The sequence below is a fragment of the Microbacterium saccharophilum genome, assembly GCF_007992455.1.
In the GTDB taxonomy this organism is placed as follows: Bacteria; Actinomycetota; Actinomycetes; order Actinomycetales; family Microbacteriaceae; genus Microbacterium; species Microbacterium saccharophilum.
The window spans coordinates 21,770-43,805 of record NZ_BKAH01000009.1 but is presented as its reverse complement, the minus strand read 5'-3'; the positions used below and the strand labels follow the sequence as shown (position 1 = coordinate 43,805).

Here is a 22,036-nt window from a genome sequence, read left to right as displayed (position 1 = left end):
CGCACGCGTCAGGGGTTCGGCCGTGCAAAATACGCCGAACCATCCGCCCGCCCCGCGCACCGCGCGCGCGGGTAGCCTCGGAGCATGGTCGCCGTCCCCGTCACGCTCGCCCACCGGGCGCCGCAGGCGGCGCCGGTCGATGCCGGCGGCCCGCTCGTGGACACGTTCGGGCGCGTGCACCGCGACCTCCGGATCTCCCTGACCGACCGCTGCTCGCTGCGCTGCACGTACTGCATGCCGGAGCAGGGCAACGAGTGGCTCGCGCGCGCCGGCATCCTCACGACCGACGAGATCGTGCGGGTCGCCCGGGTCGCGGCCGCCGCGGGCATCACGACGTTCCGGCTGACCGGCGGGGAGCCGCTGCTGCGGCCCGACATCGTCGACGTCGTCCGCCGGCTCGCCGGCATCGAGGCCGCCGGCGCTCCCGTCCAGATCGCCATGACGACCAACGGCATCCGGCTGCCGGAGATGCTCCCCGACCTCGCCGCCGCGGGCCTGCACCGCCTCAACATCTCCATCGACACGCTCGACCGCGAGCGGTTCCACGCCCTCACCCGGCGTGACCGTCTCGACGACGTCCTCGCCGGCATCGCCGCCGCCGCACAGTCCGGTCTCCGTCCCCTCAAGCTGAACGCCGTCGCGATGCGCGGCGTCAACGAGGACGAACTCGCCGACCTCGTCCGCTTCGCCGTCGCGCACGGCGCGCAGATGCGGTTCATCGAGCAGATGCCGCTCGACGCCGGGCACACGTGGGATCGGAGCGCCATGGTGACCCGGACGGAGATCCTCGCCGCGCTCGGACGGCACTGGCAGCTCACGCCGGTGCCCGGCCGTGGCGGCGCCCCCGCGGAGCGGTTCCTCTTGGACGGGGGTCCGGACTCGGTCGGCGTGATCGCGAGCGTCACAGCGCCGTTCTGCGGCGACTGCGATCGCCTGCGGCTCACCGCCGACGGCCAGTTGCGCAACTGCCTGTTCTCCGCGACCGAATACAACCTTCTTCCCGTGCTGCGCGGCGGCGCTGTCACCAGCGGCGACGACGCCGACGTCGAGCGGATGCTGCGCGCGTGCGTGCACGGCAAGCTTCCGGGCCACGCCATCGACGACCCGTCGTTCCTGCAGCCGCCGCGCGGCATGAACGCGATCGGCGGCTGACGTGGGACGCATCACCACCCGGAGCCCCGTCGTGAAGATCACCGTCGGGGGCGAGGCCGTGCGCCGCCCCGACACCCTCGCCGTCGAGGAGCCGCTGGAGATCCGGGTGGCGGGTGTCCCGCTCGCCGTCACGATGCGCACGCCCGGCCACGACGTCGAGCTCGCGGCGGGGTTCCTCGTCTCCGAGGGTGTGCTCTCCCGCGGCGACCAGTTCGCCTCCGCCATCCACTGCGGCGGTCCGGGCACGGGCGGCACCGACGGCAACACGTACAACGTCCTCGACCTCACGCTCGCGCCGGGCGTGCACCCTCCGTCCGCCGACCTCGCCCGCAACTTCTACACGACGAGCTCGTGCGGGATGTGCGGGAAGGCGTCGATCGAGGCCATCGAGACGATCTCGACGTACGACGTGGCCGCGGATGCCGCGTCGGTGTCCGCTGCGACGCTCACCGCGCTCCCCGATGCGCTGCGCGCACAGCAGGCGGCGTTCGACAAGACCGGCGGGCTGCACGCGGCCGGGCTCTTCGACGCCGAGACGGGGGAGCTCCTCGTGCTGCGGGAGGACGTGGGGCGGCACAACGCGGTGGACAAGATCGTCGGGTGGGCCGTGCTGCACGACCGCCTGCCGCTGCGCGGCACCGTGCTGCTGGTGTCCGGCCGAGCGAGCTTCGAGCTGGCGCAGAAGGCGGTCATGGCCGGCATCCCGATCCTCGCCGCCGTGTCGGCGCCGTCGTCCCTCGCCGTCGAACTCGCGACGGCGTCCGGACTCACGCTCGTCGGGTTCCTTCGCGGCCCGTCGATGAACGCCTACGCGCGGGCCGACCGCATCCGGGTCTGAGCGGCGGCGCTCTCCCTACTGGCGGTGGCCGGCGTGGAGTAGCTGCACGACGCACTCGGTGGGGTCGCAGGAGGACCGCATGCCGTCCACCGACAGCGGGCCGCCGGCCTCGGTCAGCACGCTCTGCATGAGGCTGAGGTGCACGCTGCACAGCACCTCGCGGTGCGCGGCCTGAGCCTCCGCGTGCGCGCAGGGCGTGAGGTCGATCGTCAGCGCCTCCTCATCGATGAGCGGGTCGAAGCCGGCATCCATGAGGTCTTCCACGACGGCGTCCACCTGGTGCAGTGCCGCGGTGTCCAGCTCGATGCTCTGCTGGCCGGGCATGACCCGGCGGAGCAGGTCGCCGCGCTCCGCCGCCGCCTTCACCTTGCGCTGCTGCACGGCGCTCGAGGCTCCCGCCCCGTCGGCCGCGCTGTAGAGCACGCGCGGGCGGCCCCGCGTCGTGCGGTGCTCGCTCTCCGCGACGACGTAGCCGTCGTCGATGAGCCGCTGCAGGTGCTCGCGGACGGTGTTCGCGTGCAGGCCCGTGGAGGTCACGAGATCGGCGATCGTACGCTCCCGCTGGAGCTGGATCAGGTGCAGGAGCTCCACCCGGGAGTAGCTCGAGATGGCGCTGTAGCCGGCGGGGCGTCCTGTGGTCATACCTCTATTATTCACGGTGTCGGCGCGGCTGTCGACCACACCGTCCGGAGGATGTCTCGCCGGCTACGCGCGGGTCGACTTCCACCCCAGATGGGGCGCGACGTGCGTCGCGAAGGACTCCACGATGCGGAGGTTGAACTCGACGCCGAGCTGGCTGGGGATCGTGAGCATGAGCGTGTCGGCCGAGCGGATCGCGGCATCCTGCAGCAGCTGCTCGACGAGCACGTCGGGCGCTGCGGCGTACGTCTTCCCGAAGGTCGAGCGGAACCCGTCGATGTAGCCGATGCCGTCGCCGTTCTGACTGTGCCCGAAGTACAGCTCGTCCTCCGCCGTCGTGATCGGGAAGATCGAGCGGCTCACCGACACGCGGGGCGTTCCGGGGTGGCCCGCCTCGCGCCACGCGGCGCGGAACGCGTCGATCTGGTCGGCCTGGAGCAGGTCGAAGGGCCGCCCGTCGGCCTCCGTGAGCAGCGTCGATGACATGAGGTTCACCCCGATGCGGCCGGCCCACTCTGCGGTGTCCCGTGAGCCGGCACCCCACCACACGCGGGAGCGCAGGCCGGGGGAGTGCGGCTCGATGCGCTGGAGGCCGGTGCCGCCGCCGAACGGGCTGTCCGGGTCGCGCTCGGCGATCCCCTCCCCGTCGATGGCGCGCAGGAACAGGTCGAAGTGCGCCCGCGCGAGGTCGGCCCCGCGCGGGTCCTCGGCGCCGGTGTAGCCGAAGGCCTCGTAGCCGCGGACGACGGTCTCCGGTGACCCGCGGCTCACGCCGAGCGCGAGCCGCCCGTCGGAGAGCAGATCGACGGCGGCCGCCTCCTCCGCGAGGTACAGCGGGTTCTCGTACCGCATGTCGATGACGCCGGTGCCCATCTCGATGCGCTCGGTCGTCGCGGCGATCGCGGCGAGCAGCGGCATGGGGGAGGACTGCTGGCGGGCGAAGTGGTGCACGCGGAACGCGATGCCGTTCACGCCCAAATCGTCCATCCCCTGGGCGAGATCGACGGCCTGCCGCAGCGAATCGCCGGCGGTGAGCGAGCGCCCTCCGCCGAGAGGTCCGTAGTGGCCGAAGGAGAGGGTTCCGAAGCGTTCCATGACGCGTGCAACCGTACGCCGCCGGCGTGCATTCCGGTGAATGGATGCCGCCGGCGGAATAGAGCGCACCCGCGGCGCCTTGGTCTTCGGTATGACCCGCATCGGACACAGCGACCTCGACATCTTCCCGCTCGCCCTCGGGGGCAACGTCTTCGGCTGGACCGCCGACCGCGACACGTCGTTCGCGGTGCTGGACGCGTTCCGAGAAGGCGGCGGGGACTTCCTCGACACCGCCGACTCGTACAGCTCCTGGAAGCCCGGCAACTCCGGCGGCGAGAGCGAGACGATCATCGGCGAGTGGCTGGCCTCGCGCAAGCCCGCCGGCGTCGTCGTGGCGACCAAGGTCAGCCAGCATCCGGAGTTCAAAGGGCTGTCCGGCGCCACTGTGCGGGCCGCCGCCGAGGCGTCGCTGCGCCGCCTCGGTGTCGACGCGATCGACCTGTACTACGCGCACTTCGACGACGAGTCCGTGCCCCTGGAGGAGACCGTCGCGGCGTTCGGCGCGCTCGTGGCCGACGGGCTCGTGCGGCACACCGCCGTCTCGAACTACTCCGCCGAGCGCATCCAGGAGTGGATCCGCATCGCCCGCAACCTCGGTGTGGCCGAGCCCATCGCCGTCCAGCCGCACTACAACCTCGTGCACCGCGGCGACGTCGAAGAGCACATCGTCCCCGTCGCGCAGGAGCACGGGCTGAGCCTCGTGCCGTACTTCGCGCTCGCGAAGGGGTTCCTGACCGGCAAGTACCGCACGACGGATGTCACGGGCCAGAGTTCGCCGCGCGCGACCGCCGCGGCGCAGTACGCCACGCCGGCGGGCCTGCGGATCATCGACGCCCTGGAGCGCATCGGCGACGCGCACGGCGTCTCGATCGCGGCCACGGCGCTCGCCTGGCTGCGCGCCCAGCCCTCCGTCGCGGCGCCCATCGCGTCGGCGTCGCAGGTGGCGCAGGTCGCCGACCTCCTCGACGGCGCCCGCACCGACCTCGATGCCGACGAGGTGTTCGAGCTCAACCGCGTCTCGGAGTGGACGCCCGCGACGGCCTGACCGGCAGGCTCAGGGGGCGTCGCGGCGCGGGAGGCGCAGTTCCATCGCGGCGATGAACGCGTCGACGTCGAAGCGGAACTGCTCGTCGCCGAAGTTGTCCACCCGCGCGTCGACGAGGTCGCGGAGGGCGGTGTACCCGCCGTCGTCGGATGCCAGCGCGGAGCGGAGCGCCTCGATGTGCGGGTGCCCGCCTTCCCGCCGGCCGATGACGGCATCCCGCGCGAAGCCGCTGCAGATGGTCATGAGCAGATGCATGGCGCGGCTGACCGTCACGTCGTCGAACCCGGCGGCGAGCATCCGCTCCGCGACCGTCTCGGCGGGGCCCACGATCGCGAGGTCGTGCGGATTCGTGAAGCGGAAGAACGCCAGCCATTCACCCGTGTCCCCGAGACTCTGGCGCATCGCGTCCGCGTAGGCGCGGCAGGCGTCCTGCCAGGTCGCTCCGAGGTCGACGTCCTCCGCGGCGAACCGGCGCCGGAACGCGTCGATCGCGAGCAGCTCGAGAAGCCCTTCGCGGTCGGTGACATGGTGGTTGAGGGCCTTCCGGTCCACACCCAGCTCGTCGGCCAGCGCCTGCATCGTCAGCCGCTCCGGGTCCATGCCGCGCGCGGCGTCGATGATGCGGTCGAGGTCGAGCCCCGCGCGCGATCCTCGTCCTCGGCGTTGCGGGTTGACCATGGCGCCTCCTCTTGATCCGCGGCATGCGCGAGTTTAGTATTTCCCGGACGGGAATTATCGCCCGCCGGGCCCGATCAGCTTCGATCGGGTCGGAAGCGAAGGGGAATCACATGTCAGAGAAGGTGCTCACCGCCGACAGCACGATCGGCGCATGGCTCGACAGCGAGGTCGGCGGGCAGCTCGTCCGTGGTCTTCTCGCCGCGTCGGGGGCATCGGAGGAATCGCTCGCACCCGTCCGCGGACTCCCGCTGCAGCAGCTCGTGCCGCTCAGCCAGGGACAGATGCCGCAGTCGGTCATCGACGACCTCGTTCTGAAGGCCAACGGTGGGGTCATGCCCGAGACCGAAGCCACCGGCTGGACCGAGCGGATCACGCCCGGTCGTTTCACCGGCAAGACCGTCGTCGTCACCGGGGCCGCGTCCGGCATCGGCCGCGCCACCGCGTCGCGCATCGCCCGCGAGGGCGGGCGCGTGATCGCCGTGGACATGTCCGCCGAGCGCCTGCAGGAGTTCCGCGGCTCCCTCGCCGACGCCGACATCACCACGGTCGTCGGCGACATCACGAAGACGGAGTCCGTGGATGCCATCGTCGCCGCCGCCGGCGAGAAGATCGACGCGCTCGCCAACGTCGCCGGCATCAACGACGACTTCTCGCCGCTCGGCGAGACCACCGACGAGATGTGGGACCGCGTCATGGCGGTCAACGTCACGGGCGCCTTCAAGCTCACCCGCGCCGTGCTGCCGGCGATGCTCGCCGCCGGCAAGGGCTCGATCGTCAACGTCGGCTCCGAGGCGGGCCTGCGCGGCAACGCGTCCGGCAACGCGTACACGACGAGCAAGCACGCCGTCGCGGGCATGACCCGCAGCGCCGCGTTCATGTACGGCCCGCAGGGCATCCGCGTGAACCTCGTCGCCCCCGGCGGCGTCGCCACCGGCATCCCGTTCCCACCGCACGTGTCGGAGACCGGCCAGGCCCGCCTGCAGCCGTTCCAGTCCGCGATCCCGACGCTCGCGACGGCGGAGCAGCTGGCCGCGTCCATCACGTTCCTGCTGTCCGACGACGGTGTGAACATCAACGGCGCGATCCTGCCGAGCGACGGCGGGTGGTCGGTGCAGTAAGCACCGCTGCCCACCCCGGAGGGCGTCCGGCATCCGCCGGGCGCCCTCCGTCGTGCGCGGCGTAGTCTCGAAGGCCCAACCGGAAGGAGCCTTCTCATGGCCCGCATCCTGCTCATCGGCGGACACGGCAAGGTCGCCCTGCTCCTCGAGCCCCTCCTCGTCTCCCGCGGCGACCACGTGACGGCCGTCATCCGCAACGCCGACCACGAGGCGGAGGTCGCCGCGACCGGCGCCACGCCCGTCGTCGCCGACATCGAGCGGCTCGACACCGAGCAGCTCGCGAATCTCCTGAGCGCCAACGACGCCGTCGTCTGGTCGGCGGGCGCCGGCGGCGGCAGCCCCGAGCGCACCTACGCCGTCGATCGGGATGCCGCGATCCGCACGATCGACGCGGCAGTGGCCGCGGATGTGCGCCGGTACGTGATGGTGTCGTACTTCGGGGCACGCCCGGACCACGGCGTGCCGCCGGAGAACGGGTTCTTCGCGTACGCCGAGGCCAAAGCCGCCGCCGACGCGCACCTCCGCGCGAGCGGGCTGGACTGGACGATCGTCGCCCCGAGCTCTCTCACCCTCGACCAGCCCACGGGCCGGATCGACGTGGATGCCGCGGAATCCGGCACCGTCGCGCGCGGCGACGTGGCCGCCGTCATCGCCGCCGTGCTCGCCGACGATTCCACGGTGCGCCGCACGCTCCGCTTCAACGCCGGCGACGTGCCGATCGCGGACGCCATCCGCGGCTGACCCGGTCCGCCGCGGCGCCGGCGGGGCGCCGGCCTTCGTAGGCTGGAGGGGTGGCATCCGTCCTGAACGTCTCGGCGTACCTCTTCACGCAGATCGACGATCCGGCGACTCTCCGCCCCGCGCTGCGGGAACGCGCGGTCGCGGCGCGGCTCAAGGGCACGATCATCCTCGCCGAGGAGGGGATCAACCTCTTCCTCGCCGGGGCGGCCGCCGACGTGCGCGGGTTCCTCGATGACCTGCGCGCCGACGAGCGCTTCGCCGCACTGACGGCGAAGGAGAGCTGGTCCGCGGAGCAGCCGTTCGCCCGGATGCTGGTCAAGCACAAGCGCGAGATCATCCGGATGGACCGCCCGACCGTCCGTCCCGGCGCCGGTCGCGCGCCGGCCGTCGCCCCGGAGACCCTCCGGCGCTGGCTCGATCAGGGACACGACGACGCGGGGCGGGAGGTCGTCGTGCTCGATACCCGCAATGCGTTCGAGGTCGACTACGGGACCTTCGAGGGCGCGCTCGACTGGCGCATCGACCGCTTCACGCAGTTCCCCGCCGCGGCGGAGGAGCACGGGGCGCAGCTCGCCGGCAAGACCGTCGTGAGCTTCTGCACCGGCGGCATCCGCTGCGAGAAGGCCGCGATCCACCTGCGCGAGAGCGGCATCGACGCGTATCAGCTCGACGGCGGCATCCTCGGGTACTTCGCGCACGCCGGCGCCGCCCACTTCCGCGGCGACTGCTTCGTCTTCGACGGCCGCGAGTCCCTGACTCCCGCCCTGACCCCCGCCCTGACCCCCGCCCTGACCCCCGCGCCGGCGGCCCACGGCGAGCGGTGCGAGCAGTGAACCGCCTGACCGGCGCGCACATCGCCGGGGCGCTCGTCGCCGATGCGGTCCTCGTGACGGGGTTCGCGCTCACGGGGCGCACGACTCACGCCGAAGACCCGGTGCTCGGCCTCTGGAGCACGGCCTGGCCGTTCCTCCTCGCGCTCGCCGTCGGCTGGGGCGTGACCCTCGCGTGGCGCGCGCCCACGGCGCCGGCGCGGACCGGCATCCCGCTCGCCCTCGTGAGCGTCGCCGGCGGGATGGTGCTGCGCGCGCTCTCCGGGCAGGGCACCGCCGTGCCGTTCATCGTCGTCGCGACGCTCGTCCTCCTCGCCGCCCTCGTCGGGTGGCGCCTGATCGCCCGCCTCGTGCTGCGGCGTCGCACGGATCGGCCCGGACCCTCCGCCTAGGCTCGGAGGGTGACCTCCCGCGACCTGCCCGACGGCGCCGTGCTGCGCGCCGCCCGCCCCGGCGACGAGCCCGGCATCCTCGCCCTCATCCACGCGCTCGCCCTCTACGAGCGCGAACCGGATGCCGTGGAGAACTCCGCCGAGATGCTCGAGGCGACCCTGTTCGGCGCCCAGCCCCGCGCGTTCGCGCACGTCGTCGCGCGCGACGACGTCATCGTCGGGATCGCGGTGTGGTTCGTGACGTACTCGACCTGGACGGGAACCCACGGCATCTGGCTCGAGGATCTGTACGTCGACGACGCGCACCGCGGCCGCGGCTACGGACGCGCGCTCATGTCGGCCCTCGCCGCCGAGTGCGTCGAGCGGGGCTACCGCCGCTTCGAATGGACGGTGCTGGACTGGAATGCGCCCGCGATCGGCTTCTACCGCGCGATCGGCGCGGATCCGCTCGCGGAGTGGACGACGCAGCGCCTCACCGGCACGTCCTTGGCGGAGCTCGCCCGCGCCTGAACCGGCGCGACCCGCGCGCTCTTCCCATGCGCGCCGGAGCTTGTCAACCCTCGGGCATCATCTCCGGCGATGGGCGACACTGGCACTCCCGAGACGCAGGAGGCCGTGTGACGTTTGCACCGATCGAGTCCTACGCGCCGATCGGCGACGGCCGCACCGTCGCGCTGATCGGGCGGGATGGACGCGTCGGCTGGCTTCCGCTGCCCGCTGTCTCCGCCGCGCCGCTGTTCGCCGAGATCCTCGACGACGAGACCGGCGGCGAGCTGACGCTCTCCCCCGAAGCGGAGTTCACGAGCGTCCGCCGGTACGTCCCCGGCACCAACGTCCTCGAGACCACCTTCACGACGGCGGACGGGACGGTGCAGGTCACCGATGCCCTCGTCTCCGGTGTCGCGGGCCGACTCCCGTGGGCGGAACTCGCCCGGCGGGTCGACGGGGTGACCGGTCGGGTGCGGATGCGCTGGTCCGTGCAGGCCGGGACGTCGCTGCGCACCGGCTCTCCGTGGCTCGAGACGACGCCCCAGGGGGCCGTCGTCCGGTGCGGGGCGACGGCGTTCGTCGTCACGGGCCTCGACCACGGCCCGCAGGAGCCGGAAGCGACGCCGACGGGTCCCCGGCAGACCGGTGCGTTCACGACCGACCCCGGCTCCCGTCACCTGCTGGTGCTGGCGGCCACCCACGACGAGCCGCTGCACGTTCCGCGCCCGCGCAACGTCGACGCGGGCATCGACCGCACGATCGCGAGCTGGCGGTACTGGTCGGAGGTGTTCTCCTACGACGGACCCTGGGCCCACCAGGTGCAGCGCAGCGCGCTCGCCCTGAAGCTCCTCGTGTACAGCCCCACGGGCGCGATCGCGGCGGCCGCGACCACCTCGCTGCCGGAGAGCGAGAACGGAGGTAAGAACTGGGACTACCGCTACGCGTGGGTGCGCGACCTCGCCTACACCGTGCACGCGCTGGAGCGCTTCGGCCTGCGCGAGGAGACCCACGCGGCGCTGTCCTGGCTCCTGCGGACGATCCGCCGGCACGGTCCCGATCTGCACGTCATGTACACACTGGACGGCGACCTCGTCGAAGAGCCCAGCGCGTACGCGGTGCGCGGATGGCAGGGGATCGGTCCGGTCGTGACGGGCAATCGCGCCACCCACCAGCTGCAGCTCGGGGTCTACGGCGATCTCATCGCCGTGTGCCGCACCTATGCCGACGCGGGCAACGTCTTGGACGACGAGACGGGCCGCGTGCTCGCGGAGACGGCGAACCGCGCCTGCGATCTCTGGCGCAACCCCGACGCAGGCATGTGGGAGCTCCCGCAGCGCCAGCACTACACCTCCTCGAAGATGGGATGCTGGAAGGCCCTCGACGACGCCGCGTACCTCGCCGAACAGGGCGCGATCCCGGGCAGCGCCGAACGGTGGCGGGCCGAACGCGACCGCATCCGGGAGTGGATCGACGAGAACTGCTGGTCCGAGGAGCGAGGCGCCTACCTCGCCCACCCCGGGACCGATGATCTCGACGCGTCCGTCCTGCTCCACGCGTTCAGCGGGTTCGACCGGTCCGAGCGGATGTCGCGCACGATCGACGCCCTCACCGCGGAGCTCGGCGCCGGCCCGCTGATGTACCGGTACAGCGGCGTGCACCGCGAGGAGAAGACCTTCGTGGCCTGCGCGTTCTGGCGCGCGCACGCGCTGGCCTGCGTCGGCCGCCACGACGAGGCGCTCGACCTCATGGACGACCTCGTCACGCGCGCGAACGACGTCGGGATCTACGCCGAGATGATCGACGCCGACGACGGCTCGGCGTGGGGCAACACTCCCCAGGCGCTCAGTCACCTGGCGTTCCTCAGCGCGGCCCTCACCATCCGCGAACTCGTCCCGGAGGAGAAGCTCCATGACCGCTGACCGAATCACCGACACCCGAGGAGGACGCATGACGCGTGATCAATACACGTTCACGGACCCCGCGACGCTGTACGCGGACATCGAGCCGGAGAAGCAGGAGATGGCCGAGCCCGGCCTCGACGCCGACCTCACTCCGCGTGCGGATCTCGGCGAAGAGAGCTACCGGGGCACGGGTCGCCTGACCGGACGCAAGGCGCTCATCACCGGCGGCGACTCCGGCATCGGGGCGGCGACCGCCATCGCGTTCGCCCGTGAAGGCGCCGACGTCGCGCTGTCGTACCTGCCGAGCGAGGAGGAGGACGCGCAGCGGATCGCCGGCATCCTGCGCGACGCCGGCGCGACCGTCGCGACGCTGCCGGGCGATCTGCGGGATGCCGCATACTGCCGGTCGCTCGTGGAGGACGCCGTCGCGGCCCTGGGCGGCCTCGACATCCTCGTCAACAACGGCGGCAAGCAGATCTACCAGGAGTCCCTGGAGGACATCACCGACGAGCAGTTCGACGACACCTTCAAGACGAACGTGTACGCGATGTTCTGGATCACGAAGGCGGCGCTGAAGCACTTGCCCGCAGGCGCGACCATCATCAACACGACCTCGATCCAGGCGTACTCGCCGTCGGACATCCTCGTCGACTACGCCTCGACGAAGGCGACCATCAACGCGTTCACGAAGGGTCTCGCGCAGCAGCTCGCGCCCAAGGGCATCCGGGTGAACGCGGTCGCCCCGGGGCCGATCTGGACGCCCTTGCAGCCGACGGACGGCCAGCCGCCGGAGAAGCTCGAGAAGTTCGGTGAGGACACGCCGCTCGGACGCATGGGGCAGCCGGCGGAGCTCGCCCCGGCGTACGTCTTCCTGGCGTCGGCCGAATCGAGCTATGTGCTCGGCGAGACCCTGAACGTCAACGGCGGAATGCCCACCCCCTGACGCGTCGCACAACCCAGCCCCAGACCCACGAAGAGAAGGAGAACACCCATGGCAAGCATCACGAAGAGCATCGACGTCGACGTCCCCGTCTCGACGGCGTACAACCAGTGGACGCAGTTCGAGTCGTTCCCGCAGTTCCTGAGCTTCGTCGACTCGATCACGCAGATCGACGAGACCACCAACCGGTGGAAGGTGACGATCGGCGGCGTGCAGCGCGAATTCACCGCCAAGATCACCGAGCAGCACCCCGATGAGCGCGTCGCCTGGAACAGCATCGACGGCGACGCCGACCACGCCGGCGTCGTCACCTTCCACAAGCTCGACGAGAACACCACCCGCGTGACGGTGCAGCTCGAGTGGGAGCCGAAGGGGCTCGTGGAGACGGTCGGCGCCCTCGTCGGCGTGGACGACCACGCGGTGAAGAAGGACCTGGACAACTTCAAGGAGTTCATCGAGGGTCGCGGCACCGAGACCGGCGCCTGGCGCGGCGACGTCTCGTAGGGGCCGAGATGAGTGACACGGACGGCATGACCGACGAGGAGAAGCGGCGCGACCAGCTGCTGCGCGCCGAAGGTTCCACCGAGCGCGATGCCGCGCCGCGCATCGAGGTGAGCGAGCACGATGGCAACACCCGCATCGACATCGCCGAGGATGCCGTCGTCCGCCCCGGCCCCGGTCCCGGGGTCGCCGGCGCCGACGATGACGAAGCCGCGGAAGCCGTCGAGAGCGGGGCGGCCGGGGAGCCGCCGGACGCCCACTGACGGCATCCGATCGCGACGCCGATCAGCTCAGGTGCAGGCCCGTGAGACAGGTGGGGTCTTCTGCGCCCGTGCTGATCGGCGTCGTCGCGCGTGCGCCGTCGTACGCGACCTCGAGCGTCGCGTCGATGCCCCGGGGCAGCCAGAGTCCCACGAAGCCGTTGTCGGCGGCGGTCACCGTCTCGTCGACGAGCGTGACGCCGGACGCGTCGGTGACGGTCACGTCGAGGACCGCGCCGCCGAGCTCGCCCAGACAGGTCGTGAGGCTGTGGAAGAAGCAGTCGTGCGTCTGGTCGACGTACGGCGCCAGGGAGAGGTAGAAGAGGTCCTCCGGCAGCGGACGTTCGGTCTCCGCACCGTCCGCCGTGATCACGAGGCGGTCGGGACGCACGGACACGGTGACATCGCTCGGCCGCTCGTCCACCGGGAGAGCCTCGAGCGTGTCGACCACCTCCACGGGTGCCATCGCAGCGATGTCGGACGCCGTGATACGGGCAGGAGCCGAGGCGGCGGGGGCGGAAGCGGCGCAAGCCGTCAATCCGGTGAGAGCCGTGACGAGCACGAGGACGACGGAGACACGGGCACGAGCGGAGGGGGCCATGCTCCCAGACAACCCTCCTCCGGCCGTCCCCGTGGGCTCGCGGGCCGTGAAATTGGCCGGGCCCCGGGGCAACCCGTGCGCGGAGACGGCGCATGCCCGTGTCGGGCGGCCCCGCTACGCTCGTGCCATGCACCGGCTGACGCGGGACGAGGCGCGCCGCATCGCGGTGCGGGCGCAGCTGCTGGATGCCGACCGGCCGGGCGACGTCGTGGAGGTCGCCGAGCAGATCGGCACCATCAAGATCGACCCGACCGCCACGATCGCGCCGGCCGAGCAGAGCATCCTGTGGTCGCGCATCGGCTGGTCGTTCGAACAGCCCCAGCTGACGAAGGCCGTCGAGACCGACCGCCTCCTGTTCGAGTTCGACGGCGGATTCCATCCGTCCTCGCTGCTGCCGGTCCTCGTTCCCCGGATGCGGCAGCGGAAGCTGCGGGACGCCACCGTGCAGTGGATGCGGGCCAATGACGCGTTCCGCCGCGACGTGCTCGCGCGCCTCCGGGCCGACGGGCCGCTGCTCGCCGCCGACATCCCGGACACGAGCGCCGTCGCCGCCGCATCGGAGGGCGGCTGGTACGGCACGAACGCCGTGCCGCGGATGCTGGAGATCCTCATGCTGATCGGCGAGGTCGCGATCGTCGGGCGGGTCGGGAGGTCGCGCCGCTGGGACATCGCCGAGCGGGTCTACCCGTCCGACCTCCCCGACATCTCCTATGAGGACGCGGGCCGCCGGCTCGAGGAGCGCCGCCTCCAGGCCGCGGGCATCGCACGGCGACGCTCGCCCTGGACGCCCGTGGGCGAGGCCGGGGAGGCCGCCGAAGTGGAGGGGAGCGCCTGGAAGTGGCGCGTCGACCCGGAGGCCCTCGCCGCCATGGACACCGACCCGGGCGGGCGGGTCGCCATCCTCAACCCGTACGACGGGATGCTGTACGACCGCCCCCGCCTGCAGGAGCTCTTCGATTTCACGTACGTCCTCGAGCAGTTCAAACCCAAGGCGCAACGCCGCTACGGCTATTTCGCGCACCCGGTCCTCGTCGGCGACCGGTTCATCGGTCTTCTCGACGCCGAGCTCGACAGGAAGCGCGAGACGCTCGTCGTCAACGCGCTCCACGAACTCGTGCCCTTCGACGAGGAGGAGACCGAGATGGTGCACGCGGAGATCCGCGAGCTCGGGGAGTGGCTCGGCGTGCCGGTGACCGGTCTCTAGGCCGACCGCAGCGCCGCGACGACCTCGTACCAGCGCAGCAGGAACGCGGGCTCGTCGAGGCGCCGCCGCCGCATCCACGACGTCACCTCGTCGTTGCACTTGCTGGCGTTGCAGGAGCGGCAGGCGGGCACGACGTTGTCCACCGTGTACCGCCCGCCACGCGAGATGGGCAGCACGCAGTCGCGCTGCAGCGCCACGCCGTCGGCGCCGCAGTACGCGCACCGCGCCCACGCGTCGAGGATCGCGGACCACTGCGCGGCGGTGAGGTCGCTGCCGCTCGCCGCGACCCGCTTCACGCGCCGACGCGCGGCACGGGCGCGTCGGGTCTGCGGAGCGGGCATGACTCGACGGTACCCGTGAGGGAGCCGCGACCGCGGAGGGCTGCCCGCCCGTCGCGGCATACGATCGAAGGACCGCCCGCCCACCAGGAGGTCTCCCGTGCCCGCCGACGCGCTCGCCCACGCCGACGATCTCGCGGCATTCATCGCCGCGTCCCCGTCCAGCCACCATGCCGCAGCCCACGTGGCGCAGCGGCTCGTCGACGCCGGGTTCACCCGGCTGGAGGAGAACGAGCCGTGGGGTTCGCCGTCCGGCGGCCGGTTCGTCGTGGTCCGTGATGGCGCCGTCATCGCCTGGGTCGTCCCGGACGGCGCGACGGCGGCGACGGCGGTGCGCGTCTTCGGGGCGCACAGCGATTCCCCCGGCTTCAAGCTCAAGCCCAGGCCCACGACGGGCAAGCTCGGCTGGCTGCAGGCCGGCGTCGAGATCTACGGCGGCCCGCTGCTGAACTCGTGGCTCGACCGGGAGCTGCGCCTCGCGGGGCGCCTCGTCCTCGATGACGGCACGTCGGTGCTCGCGGCGACGGGGCCCCTCCTGCGGCTCCCGCAGCTCGCCATCCACCTCGACCGCGAGGTCAACGACCGCCTCGCGCTGGACAAGCAGTCCCAGACCCAGCCGGTGTGGGGGCTCGGCGAAGCCGACTCCGCGGACCTTCTGGGCGAGGTCGCGCGGGCGGCGGGGGTGGATGCCGCGCGCATCCGCGGGTACGACCTCGTCACCGCCGACGCGGCCCCGGGCCGCACGTTCGGGCACGAGGACGTCTTCTTCGCCGCCGGACGCCTCGACGACCTGGCATCCGTCCACGCCGGGGTCGCCGCGCTCGCGAAGACCGGGACCGACGGCGACCACATCGCGATGCTCGCCGTGTTCGACCACGAGGAGGTCGGGTCGGGCACGCGCTCCGGCGCGGCCGGGCCGTTCCTCTCCGACGTGCTCGAGCGGGTGTGGCTCTCGCTCGGCGCGGATCGCGAGCAGCAGCTGCGCTCCCTTGCGGGCAGCTGGTGCGTCTCGAGCGACGTCGGTCACGCCGTGCACCCGAACTACGCGGAGCGTCACGACCCGGTCGTGCAGCCCCGGCTCGGCAGCGGCCCGATCCTCAAGATCAACGCGAACCAGCGCTATGCGACGGATGCCGTGGGCGCGGCGGCCTGGGCCGGCTGGTGCGCCGGCGCGGGGGTCGCCGGCCAGGAGTTCGTGTCGAACAATGCCGTTCCGTGCGGGTCGACGATCGGCCCCATCACCGCGACGCGGCTCGGCATGCGCACGGTGGACGTCGGCATCCCGATCCTGTCGATGCACTCGGCGCGGGAGCTCGCCGGCGTCAGCGACCTCTGGGACCTCACGCGCGTCGCCGAGGTGTTCTTCCGGGGCTGAGGCTCCTTCGGACCTCGTCCTTCCCCGCCCTAGGATGAGACGAGCGCGCGGATGCGCTCGGGAGAGGACACCGTGCACGAGACGGATCGCACGACCTGGGTGCTGATCGACGGCGAGAACATCGACGCGACGCTGGGCAATTCCATCCTGGGCAGACGCCCGCAGCCGGAGGAGCGCCCGCGGTGGGACCGCATCCTGTCGTTCGTCGCCGGGCGCTGGAACCAGCAGGCCCGCGGCCTGTTCTTCCTCAACGCCTCGACGAGCCTGCCGATGTCGTTCGTGCAGGCGCTCCTGGCGATGAACTACCAGCCGGTGCCGCTGTCCGGGAATGCCGACGAGAAGGTCGTCGACATCGCCATCCAGCGGACGCTCCGGGCGCTGCGCGAGCGGGAGGGCGACGTCGTCCTCGTCAGCCACGACCGCGACTTCGTGGAGGACGTCTCCGCCCTGATCGACGGATCGCGCCGCGTCGGCCTGCTGGCGTTCGAGGAGTTCCGCAGCTCGGAGTTCGCCGCGCTGCCCGGACTGCAGTTCTTCGACCTGGAGTTCGACGTGCAGGCGTTCGACGCGCAGCTGCCGCGCGTCCGCGTCATCCCGATCGCGGAGTTCGACCCCGCCCAGTTCCTGCGCTGAGTCTCGTCTCCGCGCCGGGCATCACTCTGCGCGGTAGCGCAGGATGTCGCCCGGCTGGCAGTCCAGCACGCGGCAGATCGCGTCGAGCGTCGTGAACCGCACGGCCTTCGCGCGTCCGTTCTTGAGCACGGCGACGTTGGCCGGACTGATGCCGATGGCGTCGGCGAACTCCGCGACCGACATCTTCCGCTGCGCCAGCTGCACGTCGATCTCCACCGTGATCGCCATCAGACCACCTCCGCCAGTTCGCTGCGGAGACCCGTCGCGCTGCGGAGCAGACCTCGCATGACGATCATCAGCAGGACGAACGCCGCCGCGCAGATCACGCCGCCGAGCGCGAAGGCCGTCAGGCCGGGGGCGTCGAGCGGGGGCTCCACGACGAGCGCGACATGGAGGGCGAGGGCGAGGAGGGTCGCGGTCGCGGTGATGCCCGCCGCGAGGATGACATCCACCCAGCGGTAGGCGCTCTCGCTGAAGATCGCGTCGCGGCGCACCTTCGACAGCAGGGCCCAGATCGCCACGAGGACCAGCTGGCCGCACGCGATCGCCAGGATGCCGCAGAACGCGTACGGCACGACGATCTCCGGGCGCTCCGCATCCGAGGCGAGCCCTCGCGCGATGAACGGGACGATGCGGACCTGCGCGAACAGTCCCGCGAGCACGATGACGACGATGAGCGCGCGGAGCGCGGCGATCACGAGACGAGTCATCTCTCGATTATCGATAGATACTGATCGAATATCAATAGGCATCGCGGATGGGTGCTACGTCGTGTGACGGACGCGCGCCGGCCGATGGCCGCCGCGTCTACGCTCGCGGAAGACCTCATCGACAGGGAAGGCAGACGACGTTGGCACAGCAGAGCAGCGCACCCCGCCCCGCGGGCATCGATCCGCGCGGTCCCCGCTTCGCCGCCGCGATCACGGCGGTGCTCATCCTCCTCGGCACCTTCCTGGCGCTCCTCGGCCCCGCCGTCCGCACGGGCACGACACTCGCCGAGCGGATCGCCGATCCGGGGTTCCTCGTCCTCCTCGCCGTCGACCTGCTCTTCGTCTGGGGCTTCGCGTCGCCGCACACCGCACCCTGGGGCGTGCTCTTCCGCACCGCAGTCCGCCCGCGCCTGGCGCCGCCGAGCGAGCTGGAAGACCCGCGCCCGCCGCGTTTCGCCCAGATCGTCGGATTCGTCGTCGTCACGATCGGGATCGTCCTGCACGTCGTCGGGGTGCCGTGGGCGCTGCCGGTCGCGGGTGCCGCCGCGTTCATCGCGGCGTTCCTCAACGCCGTGTTCGCGTTCTGCCTGGGCTGCCAGATCTACCTGCTGCTCCTCCGCGCCGGGCTCATCCGCACGCGCGGCGGCGCCCTCGTCGGCGCCTGACGCCGCACCGCGAGCCCTCAGCCCCTGACGCGTGTCGGACCGGCGGCCTATCCTGCCGACATGACCGACACCGCCGTCCAGGACTGGCTGCTCGACTCCGACCCCACGCTGCGCTGGCAGGTGCAGCGCGACCTCGCCGGCGAGCCCGACGAGGTCTGGCAGCGCACGCGGGAGCGCATCGCGACCGAGGGTGACGGTGCTGCACTCCTGGCCCGTCAGGATCCGGACGGGCAGTGGGCGGGCGGCGCGTACTTCCCCGCCGACGCCTCCCGCGACGAGGAAGGGCAGCCGTGGACCGCGACGACCTGGACCCTCACGACCCTGCGCGAATGGGGCCTCGACCCGGCGGTCCTGGCCGGGACGGCGGAGAAGCTCGCCGAGAGTTCCCGGTGGGAGTATGACGACCTCCCGTACTGGGGTGGCGAGGTCGACGTGTGCATCAACGCGATGACCCTCGCCAACGGCGCGTGGCTCGGCGCCGACGTGTCGGCCATCGCCGCGTGGCTGCCGGAGCATCGGCTCCCCGACGGCGGCTGGGACTGCGAGTGGGTGGAGGGGTCGACGCGGTCCTCGTTCCACTCCACGATCAACGCCCTGCGCGGCATCCTCGCCTACGAGAAGCTCACCGGGGGAACGCCGGAGCTGCGCGCCGCACGCCACGGCGGCGAGGAGTACCTGCTCGAGCGCCGGCTGCGCTACCGGCTCTCCACGGGCGAGCAGGTGGGGCCGTGGACGGACCGGATCGTCTACCCGTATCGCTGGCCGTTCACGGCGCTGAAGGCGATCGACTACTTCACGGAGGCGGCGGAGCACAACGGCATCCGCCCCGACCCGCGCATCGGCGAGACGGTCGAGCGCGTCCGCGCGGCCCGCCAGGACGACGGACGCTGGCTCCAGGGGCATGTGTACCCGGGGCGGGTCTGGTTCCCGCTGGACGTCGATCCCGGCGAGCCCTCGAAATGGGTCACGTTCCTCGCGCAACGCGCGCTGAACCGCTGGGTTGGTGCCGTATGACCGTACCGGCGGATGCGGGGGCCGCGCGTGCGGCCGACGCGGGCTGGTGGCGCCAGGCCGCCGTGTACCAGATCTACCCCCGCAGCTTCGCGGACAGCGACGCAGACGGCATCGGCGACCTCCGAGGGGTGACGTCGCGCGCCGACTACCTCGCCGAGCTCGGGATCGACGCCGTCTGGCTGAGCCCGTTCTACCCGTCCGAGCTCGCCGACGGCGGGTACGACGTCGCCGACTACCGTGACGTCGATCCCCGGCTCGGTACGCTCGCCGACTTCGACGAGCTCGTCACGGCACTGCACGCCCGTGACATCCGGGTCGTCGTCGACATCGTCCCCAACCACACCTCGAACCGGCACGCCTGGTTCCAGGAGGCCCTCGCGGCGCCGCGCGGCTCCGCCGCACGCGACCGGTACATCTTCCGCGACGGGACCGGGCCCGATCTCGCGGCACCGCCGACCGACTGGGACTCGGCGTTCGGCGGATCGGCCTGGGAGCCGGCGGGCGACGGGCAGTGGTACCTGCACACCTTCGCCGTCGAGCAGCCCGACCTGAACTGGCGGAGCCGCGAGGTGCGGGACGACTTCGTCCGCACGCTGCGGTTCTGGTCCGACCGTGGCGTCGACGGGTTCCGCATCGACGTCGCGCACATGCTGACGAAGGATCTGGCCGAACCGCTGCCCTCGAAGCTCGAACTGGCCGCGCTGCCGTTCGACGGCAACCATCCCCTCATCGACCGGGACGACGTGCACGAGATCTACGCGGAATGGCGCGCCGTGTTCAACTCCTACGACCCGCCGCGCACGGCGGTCGCGGAAGCGTGGGTGGACTCGTCGCGGGTGCCGCGGTACGCGAGCCCGGAGGGCCTCGGACAGGCGTTCAACTTCGACCTGCTGCAGGCGGACTATGACGCGTCGGAGTTCCGCCGCGTCATCACCGACAACCTGCGCCTCGCGGCCGAGTCCGGCTCGTCGAGCACGTGGGTGCTCTCCAACCACGACGTCGTCCGTCACGCCACCCGGTACGGCCTGCCGCCCCTGGGAGCGGAGGCGCGCGGCCCCGGGGCCGTCAAGCAGGGCACCGACTGGGTGCGCAGCGGCGGCATCGAGCCTCGTCTCGACCGCGCGCAGGGCCTCCGCAGGGCCCGCGCCGCGACCTTGCTGATGCTCGCGCTGCCCGGATCGAGCTACCTCTACCAGGGGGAGGAGCTGGGCCTGCACGAGGTCGCGGAGATCCCCGACGCCGAGCGCCAGGACCCGACCTTCTTCCGCGGCGACGGTGCCGACTACGGGCGGGACGGGTGCCGCGTGCCGCTGCCGTGGACGCGCGCGGGGTCGTCGTTCGGGTTCGGCGCCGGCGGGTCGCACCTGCCGCAGCCGGACTGGTTCGGCGACGCGGCCGTCGACGTGCAGGAGCGTGATGGGGAGTCCACTCTCGCGCTCTACCGGCGCGCGCTCGCGCTGCGCCACCGGCTGCAGGCGGCGGAACGCCTCACCTGGATCGAGACGGAGCGCGACGACGTGCTGCACTTCACGCGGCCGAACGGCTGGGAGGTCATCGCCAACTTCGGCGCCGATCCGTTCCCCGTCGACGGCGGCGGCGACGTGCTCCTCTCCAGCGCGGTCGGCCTGCCGCCGGACGGTGTCGTGCCGGCCGAGACGACGGTGTGGCGCGCGCCGCGCTGAGTATCGGCTCCGTCAGGTCCGCTCGTCAGACGAGCGGTGCCCCGTTCGTCCCCAGGGGTGCGCCGATCCGCGTCACGTACTGGTCGAAGTAGACGCGCGCGACGAGCTCTCGGCGGCTCGCGACACCGGCCTTGTCGAAGATGGATTTGAGATGGTCCTGCACGGTGTACGGCGACACGTGCAGCGCGGAAGCGATCTCGCGGGTGTCCGCGCCGGTCAGCAGCACCTCGACGACATCGCGCTCCCGCGCCGTCAGCCCGAACGCGGCGGCGACGAGGTCGATGACCTCCTGCGGGCGGGCCTCCTCGATCGTCACGACGACGTCGCCGGCGCGGTCGCCCGCCCCGCCGAGCGGCGCGGCGTGCAGCACGAGCCAGACGCCGTCGGTCGTGCGCGCCCGCACGCGCGGCATCCGGTCGGCCTCGCCCCGCGCGAACCGCCGGGCACCGGCGACGAGGGCCTGGACGATGAGGAGCGGGTCGGCGGCGTGCGGCACCTCCGTCATGCGCCGCAGATGCGTCTGCGCTCCCGGACTCGATTGGACGATGCGGTCGTGCGCATCGACGACGATGACCGCCGGACCGGTGTCCGCCACCATGGTCGCCGAACCCAGCTGGGTGAGCAGCCCCGCACGGATGCCGCGGGTGAGCGCCGGCGCGACCGTCTCGAGGAAGGCGAGCTCGTCGGCCGCGAAGGTCGGATCGTCGCCGCCGCGGAACACGCTGAGGCTGCCCCACGCGCCGCTGCGGTCGCTGAGCAGCACCCGCGCCTCGTCGTGATAGCCGAAGCGGGGGATCAGCAGGTCCGACATGCGCACCGACCGCTCGATGTCGCCCGACGTCTCGTGCGCGACTCCGACGGCCACGCGGCCGGCCGCGAGCATGGCGCTGAACGCGGTCGGATCGTCGCCGCCGTATTCGATCTGCGCCCAGTGCACATCGGATTCGTTCCGTCCCCGGATGTCGCCGAGCTTGAGCGTGCTGGAGATCATGGCGGTGGCGGGGTCGACCGTCGAGAAGCACCCGGCGACGAACGGCACGACCGCGGCCATCGCCGCCGCGGCCTCATCCATGAAGCGCACGAGCGGCAGCCCGGCGCGCGAGATGACGTCCAGGTCGCTGCGCGCACGACCGACCGCCACCCCCGAGGTCATGGGAAGAGTGTGCTCCTCCGCGCGCCCGCACACCACCCCAGG

At 72.0% G+C, this 22,036-nt stretch carries 26 protein-coding genes; 18 read left to right on the top strand and 8 right to left on the bottom strand.

Features of this window, described 5'->3' with window-relative positions:
- Positions 1 to 84: 84 nt before the first annotated feature.
- Positions 85 to 1,152 carry a GTP 3',8-cyclase MoaA gene (moaA, locus tag MSA03_RS10120; protein WP_147050890.1) on the top strand — a complete coding sequence of 356 codons (1,068 nt, stop codon included), beginning with the start codon at positions 85 to 87 and terminating at the stop codon, positions 1,150 to 1,152.
- Position 1,153: 1 nt separating this feature from the next.
- Positions 1,154 to 1,990, top strand: coding sequence for a formate dehydrogenase accessory sulfurtransferase FdhD (fdhD, locus tag MSA03_RS10115; RefSeq protein ID WP_147050889.1), 837 nt, complete (start codon positions 1,154 to 1,156; stop codon positions 1,988 to 1,990).
- 15 nt (positions 1,991 to 2,005) lie between these two features.
- On the opposite strand, the gene MSA03_RS10110 is transcribed toward fdhD, so the two are convergent.
- Both MSA03_RS10110 and MSA03_RS10105 read right to left on the bottom strand, forming a co-directional pair.
- Positions 2,006 to 2,632, bottom strand: a complete 627-nt coding sequence (locus MSA03_RS10110) for an ArsR family transcriptional regulator (RefSeq protein WP_028494882.1) — start codon at positions 2,630 to 2,632, stop codon at positions 2,006 to 2,008.
- 63 nt (positions 2,633 to 2,695) lie between these two features.
- Positions 2,696 to 3,724: an LLM class flavin-dependent oxidoreductase gene (locus MSA03_RS10105; protein ID WP_147050888.1), complete on the bottom strand. Its 1,029-nt coding sequence runs from the start codon at positions 3,722 to 3,724 to the stop codon at positions 2,696 to 2,698.
- Positions 3,725 to 3,815: 91 nt separating this feature from the next.
- Here MSA03_RS10105 and MSA03_RS10100 point away from each other — a divergent pair, with 91 nt between their 5' ends.
- Positions 3,816 to 4,769, top strand: coding sequence for an aldo/keto reductase (locus MSA03_RS10100; protein WP_147050887.1), 954 nt, complete (start codon positions 3,816 to 3,818; stop codon positions 4,767 to 4,769).
- A 9-nt stretch (positions 4,770 to 4,778) separates the two neighbouring features.
- Here the strand turns inward: MSA03_RS10100 and MSA03_RS10095 are convergent, their stop codons facing one another.
- A complete protein-coding gene (locus MSA03_RS10095) occupies positions 4,779 to 5,447 on the bottom strand; it encodes a TetR family transcriptional regulator (protein ID WP_051526104.1) in 669 nt (222 codons plus the stop codon).
- 110 nt (positions 5,448 to 5,557) lie between these two features.
- Between MSA03_RS10095 and MSA03_RS10090 the strand changes: the two genes are divergently transcribed.
- The 9 genes from MSA03_RS10090 to MSA03_RS10050 all read left to right on the top strand — a co-directional run bounded on the left by MSA03_RS10090 (position 5,558) and on the right by MSA03_RS10050 (position 12,622).
- On the top strand, positions 5,558 to 6,565 hold the full coding sequence (locus MSA03_RS10090) for an SDR family NAD(P)-dependent oxidoreductase (RefSeq protein ID WP_147050886.1): 1,008 nt from the start codon (positions 5,558 to 5,560) through the stop codon (positions 6,563 to 6,565).
- A 96-nt stretch (positions 6,566 to 6,661) separates the two neighbouring features.
- Entirely contained in the window at positions 6,662 to 7,306 is a 645-nt protein-coding gene (locus MSA03_RS10085) for an NAD(P)H-binding protein (protein ID WP_147050885.1), read from the top strand.
- Between the two features lie 50 nt (positions 7,307 to 7,356).
- Positions 7,357 to 8,139, top strand: coding sequence for a sulfurtransferase (locus tag MSA03_RS10080; protein WP_147050884.1), 783 nt, complete (start codon positions 7,357 to 7,359; stop codon positions 8,137 to 8,139).
- Positions 8,136 to 8,528: a DUF3054 domain-containing protein gene (locus MSA03_RS10075; protein ID WP_147050883.1), complete on the top strand. Its 393-nt coding sequence runs from the start codon at positions 8,136 to 8,138 to the stop codon at positions 8,526 to 8,528. Before MSA03_RS10080 ends, MSA03_RS10075 begins: the two co-directional genes overlap by 4 nt.
- A gap of 9 nt (positions 8,529 to 8,537) precedes the next feature.
- Entirely contained in the window at positions 8,538 to 9,038 is a 501-nt protein-coding gene (locus MSA03_RS10070) for a GNAT family N-acetyltransferase (RefSeq protein ID WP_244946396.1), read from the top strand.
- Between the two features lie 26 nt (positions 9,039 to 9,064).
- A complete protein-coding gene (locus MSA03_RS10065; protein WP_147050882.1) occupies positions 9,065 to 10,936 on the top strand; it encodes a glycoside hydrolase family 15 protein in 1,872 nt (623 codons plus the stop codon).
- 28 nt (positions 10,937 to 10,964) lie between these two features.
- The gene (locus MSA03_RS10060) at positions 10,965 to 11,861 is read left to right on the top strand and encodes an SDR family oxidoreductase (protein ID WP_028494891.1); all 897 of its coding nucleotides are present in this window, start codon (positions 10,965 to 10,967) and stop codon (positions 11,859 to 11,861) included.
- Positions 11,862 to 11,909: 48 nt separating this feature from the next.
- Entirely contained in the window at positions 11,910 to 12,362 is a 453-nt protein-coding gene (locus MSA03_RS10055) for an SRPBCC family protein (protein ID WP_147050881.1), read from the top strand.
- A gap of 8 nt (positions 12,363 to 12,370) precedes the next feature.
- Positions 12,371 to 12,622: a multidrug transporter gene (locus tag MSA03_RS10050; RefSeq protein ID WP_147050880.1), complete on the top strand. Its 252-nt coding sequence runs from the start codon at positions 12,371 to 12,373 to the stop codon at positions 12,620 to 12,622.
- A gap of 22 nt (positions 12,623 to 12,644) precedes the next feature.
- Here MSA03_RS10050 and MSA03_RS10045 read toward each other — a convergent pair whose 3' ends face one another.
- Complete coding sequence (locus MSA03_RS10045) at positions 12,645 to 13,220, bottom strand: CueP family metal-binding protein (protein ID WP_147050879.1); 576 nt, start codon at positions 13,218 to 13,220, stop codon at positions 12,645 to 12,647.
- A gap of 127 nt (positions 13,221 to 13,347) precedes the next feature.
- On the opposite strand from MSA03_RS10045, the gene MSA03_RS10040 reads away from it, so the two are divergent.
- On the top strand, positions 13,348 to 14,424 hold the full coding sequence (locus MSA03_RS10040) for a DNA glycosylase AlkZ-like family protein (RefSeq protein ID WP_147050878.1): 1,077 nt from the start codon (positions 13,348 to 13,350) through the stop codon (positions 14,422 to 14,424).
- Here the strand turns inward: MSA03_RS10040 and MSA03_RS10035 are convergent.
- Positions 14,421 to 14,765 (bottom strand): HNH endonuclease, encoded by a 345-nt coding sequence (locus tag MSA03_RS10035; protein WP_147050877.1) that lies wholly within the window; start codon positions 14,763 to 14,765, stop codon positions 14,421 to 14,423. The two genes, MSA03_RS10040 and MSA03_RS10035, sit on opposite strands and share 4 nt — an antisense overlap.
- A 97-nt stretch (positions 14,766 to 14,862) precedes the next feature.
- Between MSA03_RS10035 and MSA03_RS10030 the strand changes: the two genes are divergently transcribed.
- Positions 14,863 to 16,137: a M18 family aminopeptidase gene (locus MSA03_RS10030; protein ID WP_147050876.1), complete on the top strand. Its 1,275-nt coding sequence runs from the start codon at positions 14,863 to 14,865 to the stop codon at positions 16,135 to 16,137.
- A 51-nt stretch (positions 16,138 to 16,188) separates the two neighbouring features.
- Positions 16,189 to 16,770, top strand: a complete 582-nt coding sequence (locus tag MSA03_RS10025) for an NYN domain-containing protein (RefSeq protein ID WP_147050875.1) — start codon at positions 16,189 to 16,191, stop codon at positions 16,768 to 16,770.
- 21 nt (positions 16,771 to 16,791) lie between these two features.
- On the opposite strand, the gene MSA03_RS10020 is transcribed toward MSA03_RS10025, so the two are convergent.
- Together MSA03_RS10020 and MSA03_RS10015 are read right to left on the bottom strand one after the other, a co-directional pair.
- Positions 16,792 to 16,998, bottom strand: coding sequence for a helix-turn-helix domain-containing protein (locus tag MSA03_RS10020; RefSeq protein WP_147050874.1), 207 nt, complete (start codon positions 16,996 to 16,998; stop codon positions 16,792 to 16,794).
- Positions 16,998 to 17,480, bottom strand: a complete 483-nt coding sequence (locus tag MSA03_RS10015; protein WP_170245484.1) for a DUF2975 domain-containing protein — start codon at positions 17,478 to 17,480, stop codon at positions 16,998 to 17,000. Before MSA03_RS10015 ends, MSA03_RS10020 begins: the two co-directional genes overlap by 1 nt.
- Positions 17,481 to 17,620: 140 nt before the next feature.
- Between MSA03_RS10015 and MSA03_RS10010 the strand changes: the two genes are divergently transcribed.
- The 3 genes from MSA03_RS10010 to MSA03_RS10000 are packed head-to-tail and all read left to right on the top strand — an operon-like array spanning position 17,621 to position 20,841.
- Entirely contained in the window at positions 17,621 to 18,145 is a 525-nt protein-coding gene (locus tag MSA03_RS10010) for a DUF4395 domain-containing protein (RefSeq protein WP_244946394.1), read from the top strand.
- 60 nt (positions 18,146 to 18,205) lie between these two features.
- Positions 18,206 to 19,159, top strand: a complete 954-nt coding sequence (locus tag MSA03_RS10005; protein ID WP_147050868.1) for a squalene cyclase — start codon at positions 18,206 to 18,208, stop codon at positions 19,157 to 19,159.
- On the top strand, positions 19,156 to 20,841 hold the full coding sequence (locus tag MSA03_RS10000; protein ID WP_147050866.1) for a glycoside hydrolase family 13 protein: 1,686 nt from the start codon (positions 19,156 to 19,158) through the stop codon (positions 20,839 to 20,841). Before MSA03_RS10005 ends, MSA03_RS10000 begins: the two co-directional genes overlap by 4 nt.
- 25 nt (positions 20,842 to 20,866) lie before the next feature.
- On the opposite strand, the gene MSA03_RS09995 is transcribed toward MSA03_RS10000, so the two are convergent.
- Positions 20,867 to 21,994: a helix-turn-helix transcriptional regulator gene (locus tag MSA03_RS09995; RefSeq protein WP_147050864.1), complete on the bottom strand. Its 1,128-nt coding sequence runs from the start codon at positions 21,992 to 21,994 to the stop codon at positions 20,867 to 20,869.
- Positions 21,995 to 22,036 lie beyond the last annotated feature (42 nt).